At 59.2% G+C, this 12,875-nt stretch carries 13 protein-coding genes and 1 pseudogene; 1 reads left to right on the forward strand and 13 read right to left on the reverse strand.

What is annotated here, in order from left to right; genetic code table 11:
- Positions 1 to 53: 53 nt before the first annotated feature.
- The 12 genes from LLF79_RS17490 to pmbA all read right to left on the reverse strand — a co-directional run bounded on the left by LLF79_RS17490 (position 54) and on the right by pmbA (position 10,723).
- Positions 54 to 1,964 carry a transcription antiterminator gene (locus tag LLF79_RS17490; RefSeq protein ID WP_008501401.1) on the reverse strand — a complete coding sequence of 637 codons (1,911 nt, stop codon included), beginning with the start codon at positions 1,962 to 1,964 and terminating at the stop codon, positions 54 to 56.
- A gap of 19 nt (positions 1,965 to 1,983) precedes the next feature.
- Positions 1,984 to 3,120 carry a lactonase family protein gene (locus LLF79_RS17495; RefSeq protein ID WP_227880026.1) on the reverse strand — a complete coding sequence of 379 codons (1,137 nt, stop codon included), beginning with the start codon at positions 3,118 to 3,120 and terminating at the stop codon, positions 1,984 to 1,986.
- Between the two features lie 25 nt (positions 3,121 to 3,145).
- Complete coding sequence (locus tag LLF79_RS17500; protein WP_059360766.1) at positions 3,146 to 3,886, reverse strand: KDGP aldolase family protein; 741 nt, start codon at positions 3,884 to 3,886, stop codon at positions 3,146 to 3,148.
- Positions 3,883 to 5,001 carry a DgaE family pyridoxal phosphate-dependent ammonia lyase gene (locus LLF79_RS17505; RefSeq protein ID WP_023345315.1) on the reverse strand — a complete coding sequence of 373 codons (1,119 nt, stop codon included), beginning with the start codon at positions 4,999 to 5,001 and terminating at the stop codon, positions 3,883 to 3,885. Before LLF79_RS17505 ends, LLF79_RS17500 begins: the two co-directional genes overlap by 4 nt.
- Entirely contained in the window at positions 4,985 to 6,118 is a 1,134-nt protein-coding gene (locus LLF79_RS17510; protein WP_227880028.1) for an amidohydrolase/deacetylase family metallohydrolase, read from the reverse strand. Before LLF79_RS17510 ends, LLF79_RS17505 begins: the two co-directional genes overlap by 17 nt.
- A gap of 42 nt (positions 6,119 to 6,160) precedes the next feature.
- Positions 6,161 to 6,802 carry a DUF4310 family protein gene (locus tag LLF79_RS17515; protein WP_008501407.1) on the reverse strand — a complete coding sequence of 214 codons (642 nt, stop codon included), beginning with the start codon at positions 6,800 to 6,802 and terminating at the stop codon, positions 6,161 to 6,163.
- Positions 6,803 to 6,815: 13 nt separating this feature from the next.
- Entirely contained in the window at positions 6,816 to 7,592 is a 777-nt protein-coding gene (locus LLF79_RS17520) for a DUF4311 domain-containing protein (protein ID WP_008501408.1), read from the reverse strand.
- Between the two features lie 22 nt (positions 7,593 to 7,614).
- Complete coding sequence (locus LLF79_RS17525) at positions 7,615 to 7,914, reverse strand: DUF4312 family protein (protein ID WP_006810338.1); 300 nt, start codon at positions 7,912 to 7,914, stop codon at positions 7,615 to 7,617.
- A 2-nt stretch (positions 7,915 to 7,916) separates the two neighbouring features.
- Positions 7,917 to 8,279, reverse strand: a complete 363-nt coding sequence (locus LLF79_RS17530) for an SFCGS family glycine-rich protein (RefSeq protein WP_006810339.1) — start codon at positions 8,277 to 8,279, stop codon at positions 7,917 to 7,919.
- Positions 8,280 to 8,289: 10 nt separating this feature from the next.
- A complete protein-coding gene (locus LLF79_RS17535; protein ID WP_025911967.1) occupies positions 8,290 to 8,628 on the reverse strand; it encodes a glycine dehydrogenase in 339 nt (112 codons plus the stop codon).
- Positions 8,629 to 8,945: 317 nt separating this feature from the next.
- Entirely contained in the window at positions 8,946 to 9,332 is a 387-nt protein-coding gene (gene cybC / locus LLF79_RS17540; protein WP_008501412.1) for a cytochrome b562, read from the reverse strand.
- Positions 9,333 to 9,370: 38 nt separating this feature from the next.
- Positions 9,371 to 10,723: a metalloprotease PmbA gene (gene pmbA, locus LLF79_RS17545; protein WP_008501413.1), complete on the reverse strand. Its 1,353-nt coding sequence runs from the start codon at positions 10,721 to 10,723 to the stop codon at positions 9,371 to 9,373.
- 95 nt (positions 10,724 to 10,818) lie between these two features.
- Here pmbA and yjgA point away from each other — a divergent pair, with 95 nt between their 5' ends.
- Positions 10,819 to 11,370, forward strand: a complete 552-nt coding sequence (yjgA, locus tag LLF79_RS17550) for a ribosome biogenesis factor YjgA (protein WP_008501414.1) — start codon at positions 10,819 to 10,821, stop codon at positions 11,368 to 11,370.
- Positions 11,371 to 11,445: 75 nt separating this feature from the next.
- Here yjgA and mpl read toward each other — a convergent pair.
- Positions 11,446 to 12,825 (reverse strand): annotated as a pseudogene (gene mpl, locus LLF79_RS17555) (UDP-N-acetylmuramate:L-alanyl-gamma-D-glutamyl-meso-diaminopimelate ligase).
- Positions 12,826 to 12,875: the final 50 nt, after the last annotated feature.

A 12,875-nucleotide genomic window follows, 5' to 3' on the forward strand; every position in this document is an offset into this window, starting at 1 on the left:
GTAATGCAGTTTAGCATTACATTCGCATTACATCGAATTCTGGATAACGCCTCTCAAAAACGACTCAAACTCTCCATCGCCACCGCCTTAAACCCGGCGAAATCCTCGCAGCTACAGAGCCGTGACATCGCCCGCTCGCGCAGAAAAGTGACGAAGATATCGTAAATCGCCATCGCCTCTTCGTACTCGCTTTTGCTGATGGCGAGCAGGAAGATAACGTGCGCGGTTTCGTCGCCCCACTGCACGCCGTGCGGGGCGAGCACGGTGTAGACCACCGTTTTCTGCGCCAGCAGGCCGAGGGAGTGCGGCAGCGCGATGCCGTCGCCGAGCATGGTGCTGACAATAGCTTCACGTTCAACAACCGAATCCAGAAACTCCGCACCGACAAAGCCCTCTGCTTCAAGCTGTTCACACAGCTCGCGGAAGAGCGTCTGCTGATCGATCGGCTTGTCGATAATGCGGAAATGGGCCGCGTCGAAGTATTTATCCAGCATCCACGGACGGGTGCGGTCCACCAGCACCAGTTTGCCAATCTGTTCTAACTGGTAGTCGGTCGGGAACGGGGCGATCATCACCACCGGTTTCGACTTTTCGCTGACGCGGGCGGTCGCGATCACAAAGTCTTCGCTAATGGTTTCCGCCAGCTCGTACTCGCGCAGGGTGAGCGTGCGCGTCACCTCAATCTGCGGGTATTTACGCTGCAGTACCGCCTCAATCATGCGCACCATGGCATTACCGGCGTCGCACACTAGCAGCACGCGCGGCTGACGCTGGTAGCCGATGTTGTAGTGGCGCTCAAGCCCGACGCCAATATGCAGCACCAGGAAGCCAATCTCGTTTTCGCTGATCACATACGGCGTGTATTTGCCCCAGCTCGACACCGCCGCCAGCGTCATGTCCCACGCCATCGGGTAGTGCTGCTTGATGTTATCCAGCAGCGGATTGGGGATCATGATTTGATACCGCACGCGGGTGATCATGGTTTTGATGTGCGTGAGCAGATCCGCGTGCAGCTGCGCGTCGCTGAGCAGGTTGTAGTTATAGTGAGTGTTGATATAGCGCAGGATATAGTTGACCAGCGCCTCGTCGTCGTCAGCGTTAATGGCGCTGGGCGCGATCTCCTGAATCTGCCGCGCCGCAATGTGCACGCACAGCCAGCTCTCCTCCGACGGCGAAAGCGCCTTGCCCGCCAGCTGCTGGATGGTGACCGCGATATCCTTCGCCGCCTCGCGCACGTTCTCTTCCACGTCTTCGGCATGGAATTCCGGCAGCGGGTAACCTTCGCTGATGCGACGTACCGACACCGCGCAGTACAGGCGCAGGAACAGCTCGCCTTCATCGGTCAGGCGAATGTGGTGACGGGTCAAGGCGTCGTGCAGCACCGGCACCATCTGCTCCGCCACGCCCGCATTGAGCGCCACGTCGGTTACCAGCGGGTTCAGGCTGTCCTGCTGCGCCAGCTCCCAGAGCAGATCGGTCAGGCAGGCGCGGGTCGACATCTCGCTGCCAAACAGCTTCATCCCGTGGCGAGGACGGGTTTCCAGCGTCAGGTTGTAACGGTGGAACCACTCGCGCACCTCTGCCATATCGCTCTGCAGCGTCGCGCGGCTGACGAACCATTCGTCCGCCAGATCCTCCAGCTTAAGCGAAAACGCAGAGGTCAGAAAACGCACCACCAGATAATGCACGCGCTCCGGCCCGGTCCGCGGGATACGCAGCGCGCGCGGGTGGGATGCCTGAAGTTGCTGATAGCGCTCGGCATCCTCAATTTTGAGCTGGTAGCCGTTGCCCCGGCTCAGGATGAACTGCGCGCCGTGGCTGGCCAGCAGCGCGTTCAGGGCGGTGATGTCCGCACGGACGGTTCGCGTGGAGACCGACAGCCGCTGCGCCAGCTCGTCCTGCGGCAGCGTCTCGTTTTGCAACAGGTCGAAAAGTTGCGCCAAACGTTGGTTCGGAAATCGCACGTCGTTGTCCTCTTACGGCTTAAGGTGAAATGACCATCTGGGATGGGCTGCCGACCGGGGTATAGTCTGGCTCAAAGCTCAATTTCCCGTCCTGCGCCACGCGGAAGCGGGTAATGTTGTCGCTGCGCTGGTTCATGACGTACAGCCAGCGCCCCTGTTTATCGAGCGTCAGGGTGCGCGGGTAGTCACCGCGCGTCCACACATCGTCCTGATGCGTCAGCGAGCCCTCCGCCGTTACGGTAAAGTGCCCGATGCTGTTATGCAAACGGTTAGCCACATACAGCTGCTTACCGTCGGCGCTTAATGCGAGCCCGGCAGCAAAGCTGGTGCCTTTGTAACCTTCCGGCAGGGCAGAAACCGTTTTACCCTCTTTCAGGGTGCCGTTGGTATTCACGGTATACCGGGTGAGCGTCGACGCCTCTTCGTTAATCAGCCACAGGGCATCGCCCTTCGGCGTAAAGACAAAGTGGCGCGGCCCGGCGCCTTTCGAGGAGGCGCTGATAAACGGCGGATCGTTCGGCGTCAGCTTTCCTGTCCGATCGTCAAAGCGGTATTGGTAGATGCGATCCAGCCCCAGATCGGTGGAAAACACGTATTTCCCGCTCGGATCGGCGGCGATCATGTGCGCATGGGGGCCGTTATGATCGCTGATCGCGAAACTGCCCTCGACGGCAGCTGCCGGCTTCGCCGCGCCCGGTTCGCCTTGATCCTGATGTGTGTCCGTGGCGTCACCCAGGCTGCCGTCTGCGTTAACGGGCAGCACCGCGATAGATCCGCTGACGTAGTTCGCCACCAGAAGATGGCGACCGTTCGGCGTCAGCGACAGGTAAACCGGCCCCGCACCGCCGGAGGCCACCTGACTGAGCTCGCTCAGCTCACCGTTATCGCCGACGCGCAGCGCCTGCACCACGCCCTGCTCCACTTCGCTTGCCAGATACAGCGTTTTGCCGTCCTGTGAAAGGGTCAACTGCGCCGCATTCGGCAGTTTGCTTACCCGTGTTTTATCGTTCAGCGCGCCGGTTTGCGGGTTAACAGTAAAACGGTACAGCCCTTCACCGTTTGGATTATAGGTACCCACCCAGGCGTATTGCGTCTGGGCGACAGCGGCGGTGGCGAACATTGAGAGTGAAGCGACAAGCAAGGTACGGGTGTGCATGGTGGCTCCTGTATAGGTGTGAGTTCTACTTCACCAGCTTCTTCGTCATCTCCAGCAGGGTACGCACATCTTCCGGACGCGTATCGCCGCTGGCTTTGTCGATAATCGAGCTGTAGATATGCGGGATGATTTTGCTCACGCCCGCGTCGAGGGCGATCTGCAGGATCTCCTCATAGTTTTCCAGATCGATACCTCCGGTCGGCTCCAGCCAGAAGTCGTGACGGGCGCAGGCTTCCGCTACCGCTTTGTACTCGTCACGGCACTTCAGGCCGCCCATCGGGAAGTATTTGATAGAGCTGCCGCCGAAATCTTTCAGCAGAGCAATCGCCGTTTCCACCGGCACGATGCCGTCCGGTGCCGCGCTGCTCAGCGGGCCGGTGGAGATTTTCACCATCCCGACGGTGCCGGTCGGAGAGACCAGACCGTTGACCACGGAGTCGTTCTGTCCCAGCAGCGCGCGGCTGGTGGCCACGCCGGTAAAGACCTGGTTAACGTGCTGCGGCTGCACCTGGCGGGAGATCTCGCTCACCATCGCCGACTGGTTCGGATCGCCCGCGCCCAGGCCAACGGAGAGCGCGTTATCAATCAGCTTCGCGTATTCGCGCATATCGGCAACGGCGCTCGCCACGTCCGGGTAATTTTTGGAGAGCACGCCCACCAGCACGTGGCCTTCCGCCGCCTCGTAGATGGCGCTGGCGTTGGCCTTTGAGCCAGCCAGCACGTTCAGACAGACGCGGTCACGGTAAAAGTTGGGGGTCAGTTTCATGCGTTTTTCTCCTGTCCTAATACTTCACTAATGCGGCGGTACACAATGTTCAGCTGGTCAGCGTTTACGCTGCGAACGTCCGCTTCGATAATCCCTTCGTTGGCCTTGTAGCCACGGAAGTAAATGGCGTACTCGCCCTGCTTGAGCTTCGCCACCAGGTCCCCCGTGCCGAGGCCGGTGGTGGCTTCGTCAAACTTAATCTCGGTGCGGGCGATGTCGCGTCCGGCGCTGTCCCAGACCACGCGCGCGGTCACACCGTTCAGGGTGTTGAGCGCCTCGATAAACGGCGTCATTTTCGCCACCATCTCGGCACCGCTCTCTTTGGTGGCCGTCAGATAGTGTTCGATGGCGCAGGTCAGGCCAAGAATGCCCTCTTTACCCACCTTCATGGCGCGGCCAATCCCCGCCGTCTGGCGCTTCACCCACTCAACGTACTGGGTCTTGCCGATCACCAGCCCGCTGGTGGGGCCTTCGATCGCCTTTGCACCGCTGTAGATCACCAGGTCCGCGCCGGCGCGGTAGTACGCGTGCAGATCTTCTTCCGCCGCGGCATCGACGATGAGCGGCAAGTCGTGTTTACGTGCGACAACCGCCGCCTGCTCGACGCTGAGCATGCTTTTCTGCACGCAGTGGTGAGATTTGATGTACATGATCGCCGCCGTGCGTGGGGTAATCGCCGCCGCCAGCTGATCGGCGGAACATTCGTTGGCGTAGCCCGCTTCCACCAGCCTGCCGCCGCCCAGCGCCACCATGGTGCCCACCGGCGCGCCAAAATTCACGTTGTGGCCTTTCGGCAGGACGATCTCGTTGTTCTCAATCGGGGTGACGTGCAGGTTTTCCAGCAGCCAGTCGCTGTCTTTCACCAGCACCGCGGCCACGGACTGGGCAATGCCCGCCGACGCGCAGGAGACCACCGTCGCCCCTTCCACGTCCAGCAGCTTCGCGATGTATTCTCCGGTTTTATTGACCAGATCCTTCATCTCGAAATAGTGATTCATGCCGTCCATCGCCGCCTGTACCACCTCCGGACGCGGCGTGGAGACGCCCAGCGCCGTCATGCGGCCAGAGGTGTTGATAACCTGCTTTAAGCGGTACTTCTCATAAATCGAAGGCATGTTCCGTGCTCCCTTGTTCAGTCATGTAGCCCTTGCCCGCGCGGATCGCGGCAAGCGGCACCAGTATGTGTTCAGCCTGTAGGCTGTCGTTTTCGGCATCCGTCAGCACCGTCGGCTGACGTTTAAGGGTGAACAGCGTCAGGTCGGCATCAAGACCCGGCTGAATGCGGCCTTTGCGCGTCAGGCGCAGGCCGTCGGCGGCGTTCGCCGTGACGCAGTCAATCACCTGCGGCAATGACATGCCGATGGTGAGGAATTTCGACATCACGCTTGCCAGCGAGCCCACCGGGCCGTTGATGCGGTTGCGGCAGTAGATGTCCGAGCTGATGGTGTGCGGCAGAATGCCCATCGCGATGGCGCGTTTCGCCACTTCAAAGCTGAAGCTTGCCGTGCCGTGGCCGACGTCCAGACGCACGCCGCGCTTCAGCGCAGACGTAATGGAGGCGCGCAGCTCGCCGGAGGGCGTCAGAATGCGGTTAGGCTTGCCGTTGTAGCAGTGGGTGATGATGTCGCCAGAGCTCAGCAGCTCGGCAATTTCGTCGAGGTTCGGCGGGTTGTTGCCAATGTGCACCATCAGCGGCAGGTCGCCGTTCTCTTTCTGAATGGCTTTGGCGCGCGCCAGCGGCGTGATGCCGTTTTCACCGACCACGCTGCTGCTCATGCGCGCCTTCAGGCCGACGATAAAATCAGGATGGCGTTTCACCGCCTCTTTCACCGCGTCGGCGTCAATATTGGCCATGTTGGCCAGCTCGTTCTGGGCAATCAGCCCCACGCGGGAGATGTTCAGCAGGGCAAAGACCTCGGTGGAGGCCTTGCGGGTAATCGCGTAGAAATCGTCCACGTCGTCGGCCCCGGTGCTGCCCGCGTCCACCACGGTGGTCACGCCGGTGGCAATGCCCACGCTGTCCGGCTCGTCGTGGTAAATCGGTGAGTTCGGGTAGCAGTGTACGTGGGAGTCAATCCAGCCTGCGCTGACGAATACGTCACCGTTTAGCTCCACCGTTTTGCGGGCGGGAGCGTCTATGTCGCCCGTCGCGGCGATCTTCCCGTCCTGAATGGCGATATCGGTCAGGGTATCGTCGGCGAGGCGCGCACGGCGCAGGAGTAAATCAAACATGAGGATCTCCTGAAAAGGCAGGCGCCGGAGCGCCCGCGGGTATTAAAGGGCAACCGGGAACAGCCAGCCCAGAATCATTGCGCCGAGGATAGCGCCACCGGTAATGGGCTTCTGCCAGATGTAGAACAGCAGCGCACCCAGCAGAGAACCCACGCCAATCGGAATGGAGGCGGTCATGGCGCTGAGGATAATCAACGGTCCGAGGAAGCGGCCGGAAGCGTTGCCCGCGCCCATCATCACGTCTGCGCCGTAGGTGGAGTTGCTCTGGTTGATGGTGAACTTACGCGCCAGGATGATGACGTAGCCAATCGCAAGGCCAATCACCAGGCCGGTGATCAGCGCGGCAATGAAGTTGGTCACCGGGAACATGATCCCCGCGCCCAGCAGCAGCGCCGGAACCCCGAGGCCCACGCCGGTCTGGATCGCCCCGCCGATGTCGAGAATACCGACCAGCGAGCCTTCGATAATACGGGCGAACAGGAAGCTCGCGCCGAACGCCGCCACCGCGCCGTAAACGCCGGTGTCAATGCCCGCTTTCAGCATCGCCACGAAGGCCACTTCGTTAAACGCGCCGATGCCGTAGAGGTAGTACATGTGCGTCCCGGCAAACACGCCGGAGGAGAGCAGGCCAACGAAGATCGGGAACGACCAGTCGGCATACCAAAAACCTTTATTCTGTTCCATGTCGAGGCTCCTGTTATTTACCGCTGAGCGAGTTGTGGATCATGTCGAGCCAGTTCGGCACGGTCAGATGGAAGGATTCGATCATCTTCATGTCGAAACCGCGGAAGAAGCCGCTCAGCACGAACAGCAGAACGATCGCCGCCATCATCACTTTGGTGACGTGGTTCCAGCCGCTCTCTTCCACGCCTTTACCGATCAGGATCCCCAGCACCAGGCCCGGTACGGCGTTGCCCATAATCAGCTGCGCCGCGCCGCCAAAGATGGTGGCCCAGAAGCCCGATTTTTTACCCGCGTCGATGGCCGCCAGCCAGAAGATCACCGGCATCACGGTGTTGACCAGCAGGTTCGCGGCAGGCACAAGCACCTTCACGGCGGTGACCTGAAGCGCAGCGGGCACGGAGGAGGCGGTCAGGTTAAGGAAGGTCACGACGATCATGCCGATCACGCCGCAGGCAATCGCCATTTTGCGCGGATCGTGCAGCGTTTCGCCGACGTTACGGTTTTTGATCATCAGCGCGGCCGCACCCCAGTTCGGGATGATGCGGTGGTCAACGTCCTGTGTGAAAGCCCCTGCGGCCACGGAAGAGGCCCAGGCGTTAAAGAAGAAGCCTAACCCAAAGGAGAAGTGGGACGCCGGATCCCCTTCGCAGGAGTTCAGTTCCCCCAACGTACGAAACGCGCCCATACCCTGAGTGGTAGGCGCATGAAACATGCGTGCAGCCCCGGCCCCGACACCGACGCCTACCAGGCCGCCGATGATGAGCGATTTTATTAATATAATTAAGAACATCAGTCTGCCCTTTTATGAATAATCAGCGTTGCGTGACGAAATCCACCTGGTCGAGATTGATGGCGGTCACGTTGACGGTCACATCCAGCTCCACGCTATAGGTGCGTCTTTCCCGGCGCAGAAAGAAGAACAGAAACGCTTCTTTTCGCACCGCTTCTTGCGCCTGAACGACCTGCACATCCTGTGGCTCAATACGCAGTAAGATATGCGGTGAGGCTTTCATCACCGCGGCCTGAACGTGGTTGAGCGCGTCGGCAAAGGCGCGCGCTTTGGCGTCGCCCTTCCCCTTCACTCTCACCGTGGTTGTGAACTGTTCTTTCATGCTTACGCGCCGTATTTCTTCTGCCACGCCTGTACCAGACGCTCGCCCAGCTCTTCTTTATCCATAAAGCCAAAGCCCAGCACGTTGCAGCCTTCGTTGATAGCGGTGACGCCTTCATCCACGGAACGCATGCCGTATTTGGCCTTGTAGCCATATTTGGTCTGGGCGGTGATGGCACCCGCGCCGCCGCTGCCGCAGAAGGAGATGCCGAAGGTGGCGTTTTCCGCTTTCATTACGTCGCCGAGCTTCATGTCTGCCGCCATGCCCGGTACGACAACCGCACGTCCACCTGCTTTTTCCACACCGGCCGCCACCTTCTGACCTTTACCCAGGCGATCGCCAATCACGACTGTAATCTGTTCCATGTGTTGCTCCTTAAAGGTTGTCTTTCGCGACTTCAAAGTGAACGGAGAGCAGCCAGGCCTCTTCATCTGGAAGGTTGCCAAACTGCGCCACCACTTCACGGGCAAGCCGCATTGAATCCGGTGAAATTTCGTCAAACAGCTCTGCTTCAACCTCCGGCAGCGGCTCGCCGGTCACGGACCGGTGCGCCATGGCGCGCACGTGGGAAGTAAGCATCTGCTCCTGTACCGCATTGGGGATGATGTTGTTCCGGGCCAGCAGGGCATAAACCTGCTGCAGCATGGTGTTCGCGAGCTGTTCTGTTTGCTCTGCCTGTTCCCCAACGTCGTTCATTACCGCTCCGTTAATCACTGGTCTTACCCCGTTAATGGCTCTGGAATAAAACTAACGTTGGGGGGGAATTGTTTGTAGCGAGTTGTTTTCCACTTCGAAGTGGAAAGGGGAGCCGCAGCAGTGATCTGTGCCACATAAATACGGTGAACCTGGATTAATCACGGCATTTGCGTGATGAATATCACGTATTCCAGCGGCAAAACGCGCGCCGGGGAAGCGAAAACGTTCAGGCGTGGTGACGCAAAAATGTGATGGCGATAGGGTTTACTTATTACTGCGCAAAAAAAAACGGGGGCCACTGGCCCCCGCTGGTTGTTTGTCAGATGCGCGATCGGTTAACGGTATTTCTTGTGATACGTATTACGGGTCGTCACAAACTGCTCGGCCGCCGCCTGGGCTTCCTTCACTTTGCCTTCGTTAGCGAGCTTCAGCGCGCCGTCGATCTGGCCGACCAGCACGTCAAAGCCATGACGGTAGTCTTTCATCTCTGCGCTGTCTGCCGCTTTGCTTTCCAGTTTAGGAGGCGTCGCTTTTTGTGCGTCCAGCGCCGCTTCACGCATTTTGGTCAGCGCGTCTTTCATTTCCGCCGCATTGTCGGTTTTCTGCACCACCTTCAGGTTTTGCCCGAGGATGCCCATGTCGTCTTCAAGATCGGCAGCAAACGCAGAAGAGCCAAGAACCAGCGTTGAAGCCGCGACGATCGCTAACAGATGTTTACGCATTGCTCACTTCCTTTTTTATTATTAACAAAACGCTATCTCTATTGTCCGGCGATTTTCATTTCCGGGAGTAATACAGAACCACACTGTATATTGCTGCGTGTTTCAATATCGTTACCGACCGTAACGATATTGCGCCACATGTCCTTCAGGTTGCCAGCGATGGTGATTTCGCTCACCGGATACTGGATTTCGCCGTTTTCAACCCAGAAGCCCGCCGCGCCGCGAGAGTAATCGCCGGTGATGCCGCTGACGCCCTGACCCATCAGCTCGGTCACCACCAGACCGGTGCCCATCTCTTTCAGCATCTGCTCAAAGTTGAGGCCCTGCCCGGCAATGCGCCAGTTGTGAATGCCGCCCGCGTGCCCGGTGCTTTTCAGCCCCAGCTTGCGCGCGGAGTAGTTGGTCAGAAGCCACTGGGTCAGAATGCCGTCTTTCACGATGTCACGACGCTCGGTGCGCACGCCTTCGCTGTCGAACGGCGTGGAGGCCAGGCCTTTCAGCAGGTGCGGATGCTCTTCGATGGTGAGCCATTCCGGCAGGATCTGCTTGCCCAGCGAGTCGAGCAGGAAGGTCGATTTACGGTAAACGGAGCCGCCCGCGATAGCGCCCACCAGATGGCCAAACAGACCGGTCGCCACTTCGTTGGCAAAAATCACCGGCGCTTTCATGGTGGAGAGCTTGCGCGGCGACAGGCGAGACAGCGTGCGTTCGGCGCACTCTTTACCCACCCACTCAGGAGACTGCAAATCCCCCAGCGCGCGGCCAATGGTGTAGGCGTAGTCACGCTCCATGTCACCGTTCTCTTCGGCGATGACGCAGCTGGAGAGCGAGTGGCGGGTAGAACAGTAGCCCTGCAGCATGCCGTGGCTGTTGCCGAAGACTTTGATGCCGTAGTGGCTGTTAAAGCTGCCGCCTTCGGTATTGGTGATGCGCTTGTCGGCCTGCAGGGACGCCTGCTCGGCGCGGGCGGCCAGCTCAATCGCTTCGTCCGGCGTCACTTCCGCCGGATGGAACAGGTCGAGATCCGGCGCGTCAAACGCCAGCAGATCTTTATCCGCCACGCCGGCGTAAGGATCCGGCGAGGTATAACGGGCGATATCCAGCGCGGCCTGCACCGTACGGGCGATGGCATCCGGACTGAGATCGGTGGATGACGCACTGCCTTTGCGATTCTGGTGGTATACCGTGATACCCAGCGCGCCGTCGCTGTTGAATTCAACATTCTCCACTTCGCCATAGCGGGTGCTCACGCTAATGCCGGTGGTTTTGCTGACCGCCACTTCGGCGCCATCTGATTTTTCTGAAGCAAGCATCAGCGCGGTGGAGACGGCTTCTTCCAGAATCTTACGCTGCGCTTCAACTTGTGAGGTTACTTTCATCGCAAATGCCATACTGTAAGAGAGAGTTAACTGAAGTCTAACAGAGAACCGTTTTTCAGTGCGCGTCTTAACTGGTAACATTAGCCTCTTTTTTTAAGGAGCCTGACATGACTAAGCAGCCCGAAGACTGGCTCGACGACGTTCCCGGTGATGACATCGAAGACGAAGATGATGAGATCATCTGGGTCAGTAAAAGTGAAATTAAACGTGACGCCGAAGAGTTAAAACAGCTTGGCGCGGAAATGGTAGAACTGGGTAAAAACGCGCTGGATAAGATCCCGCTCGACCAGGATCTGCGCGATGCCATTGAACTGGCACAGAAAATCAAAAAAGAAGGCCGTCGTCGCCAGCTTCAGCTTATCGGGAAAATGCTGCGTCAGCGCGACGTCGATCCGATCCGCCAGGCGCTGGACAAGCTGAAAAACCGCCACAACCAGCAGGTTGCGCTGTTCCATAAGCTGGAGCAGATCCGCGATCGTCTGATTGAACAGGGTGATGACGCCGTACCGGAAGTGCTGAACCTGTGGCCGGATGCCGACCGCCAGCAGCTGCGTTCCTTGATCCGCAACGCGAAGAAAGAGAAAGAAGGGAATAAGCCGCCGAAGTCTGCGCGCCTGATTTTCCAGTATCTGCGCGAGCTGTCTGAGAACGAAGAGTAATCCGTTCCCCTCACCCCGAAGGGGCGAGGGGAAAAGAACGTAGGCCCGGTAAGCGCTAGCGCCACCGGGCTTTTTTTACGCCTCGGCGGCCGCTTCCGCTTTCTTCGCCAGCCCGTCCAGCAGCTTCTGATGGATCCCACCAAAACCGCCGTTGCTCATCACCAGAATATGGTCGCCGGGCTGAGCGGCTTTCACCACCATATCCGCGAGCGTATCCACATCTGCACTCTAGTGTGCCGGCTGAATGCAGGCATCGGCCACTTCCGCCACCTGCCACGGAATATGCTGCGGCTGCAGCAGGAAGACTTCGTCGGCACGTCCTAACGACGGCGCGAGATCGTCTTTGCAGATGCCCATCTTCATGGTGTTCGAGCGCGGTTCCAGCACCGCCAGAATGCGCGCGGTACCGCCAACTTTGCCACGCAGGGCGGCAAGCGTCGCCAGAATGGCCGTTGGGTGGTGCGCGAAATCGTCATACACGGTGACGCCGTGGGCTTCACCGCGCAGCTCCAGACGGCGGCGGGCATTGATAAACGAACCCAGCGCATTGGCCGCATCCGCAGGCTGAACGCCCACGTGACGCGCTGCCGCAATCGCCATCAGGCCGTTGTGCATGTTGTGTTCGCCCACCAGGCCCCACTTCACCTCGCCCACTTTTTCGCCGTCGAGCAGCACTTCCCACTCGGAGGCATCGGCGTTGAGTTTCTTCGCCTGCCAGTGGCCCTGCTCGCCCACCAGCTCCTGCTCGCTCCAGCAGCCCATCGCCAGGGTCTGCTTCAGGTTGATGTCGTTTTCCGGCAGGATGATGCGGCCCTGGCCCGGAACAATGCGCACCAGGTGGTGGAACTGTTTCTGAATGGCTTTCAGATCGTCAAAAATATCCGCGTGGTCAAACTCAAGGTTGTTGAGGATCAGCGTGCGCGGGCAGTAGTGCACGAACTTGGAGCGCTTGTCGAAGAACGCGCAGTCATACTCGTCGGCTTCGATCACAAAGAACGGGCTGTCTCCCAGACGCGCAGAGACGTCGAAATTACCCGGTACGCCGCCGATGACGAAGCCCGGCTTGTAGCCGCAGGCTTCGAGGATCCAGGTCGCCATGCCCGCGGTGGTCGTTTTGCCGTGGGTACCGGCAACGGCAACCACCCAGCGGTCGCGCAGGACGAAGTCATGCAGCCACTGCGGGCCGGACATGAACGGAATATTGCGTTCCAGTACCGCCTCAACGCACGGATTGCCGCGGGTCATGGCGTTGCCAATAATCACCAGGTCCGGCTCGGGATCCAGCTGGCTGGCATCGTAGCCCTGAATAAGAGAGATGCCCTGTTTCTCCAGAAGTGTGCTCATTGGCGGATACACATTGGCGTCCGAACCTGTCACCTCATGGCCCAGCGAGCGCGCCAGCATTGCCAGTCCGCCCATGAAAGTGCCACAAATCCCCAATATATGAATGCGCATACGTCACTATCCTTCTTCAATGTGGCGCACATTTTACTCACATGTTAGCG

The sequence above is a fragment of the Enterobacter cloacae complex sp. 2021EL-01169 genome (assembly GCF_020733125.1).
GTDB lineage: Bacteria > Pseudomonadota > Gammaproteobacteria > Enterobacterales > Enterobacteriaceae > Enterobacter > Enterobacter roggenkampii.

Bases quoted from the DNA above. Each gene is read 5' to 3' on its own strand.
- LLF79_RS17495 (WP_227880026.1), bottom strand. From the start codon at position 3,120: ATGCACACCCGTACCTTGCTTGTCGCTTCACTCTCAATGTTCGCCACC.
- pmbA (WP_008501413.1), bottom strand. From the start codon at position 10,723: ATGGCATTTGCGATGAAAGTAACCTCACAAGTTGAAGCGCAGCGTAAG.
- LLF79_RS17530 (WP_006810339.1), bottom strand. From the start codon at position 8,279: ATGGAACAGATTACAGTCGTGATTGGCGATCGCCTGGGTAAAGGTCAG.
- LLF79_RS17515 (WP_008501407.1), bottom strand. From the start codon at position 6,802: ATGGAACAGAATAAAGGTTTTTGGTATGCCGACTGGTCGTTCCCGATC.
- LLF79_RS17505 (WP_023345315.1), bottom strand. From the start codon at position 5,001: ATGCCTTCGATTTATGAGAAGTACCGCTTAAAGCAGGTTATCAACACC.
- LLF79_RS17510 (WP_227880028.1), bottom strand. From the start codon at position 6,118: ATGTTTGATTTACTCCTGCGCCGTGCGCGCCTCGCCGACGATACCCTG.
- LLF79_RS17525 (WP_006810338.1), bottom strand. From the start codon at position 7,914: ATGAAAGAACAGTTCACAACCACGGTGAGAGTGAAGGGGAAGGGCGAC.
- LLF79_RS17500 (WP_059360766.1), bottom strand. From the start codon at position 3,886: ATGAAACTGACCCCCAACTTTTACCGTGACCGCGTCTGTCTGAACGTG.
- yjgA (WP_008501414.1), top strand. From the start codon at position 10,819: ATGACTAAGCAGCCCGAAGACTGGCTCGACGACGTTCCCGGTGATGAC.
- cybC (WP_008501412.1), bottom strand. From the start codon at position 9,332: ATGCGTAAACATCTGTTAGCGATCGTCGCGGCTTCAACGCTGGTTCTT.
- LLF79_RS17520 (WP_008501408.1), bottom strand. From the start codon at position 7,592: ATGTTCTTAATTATATTAATAAAATCGCTCATCATCGGCGGCCTGGTA.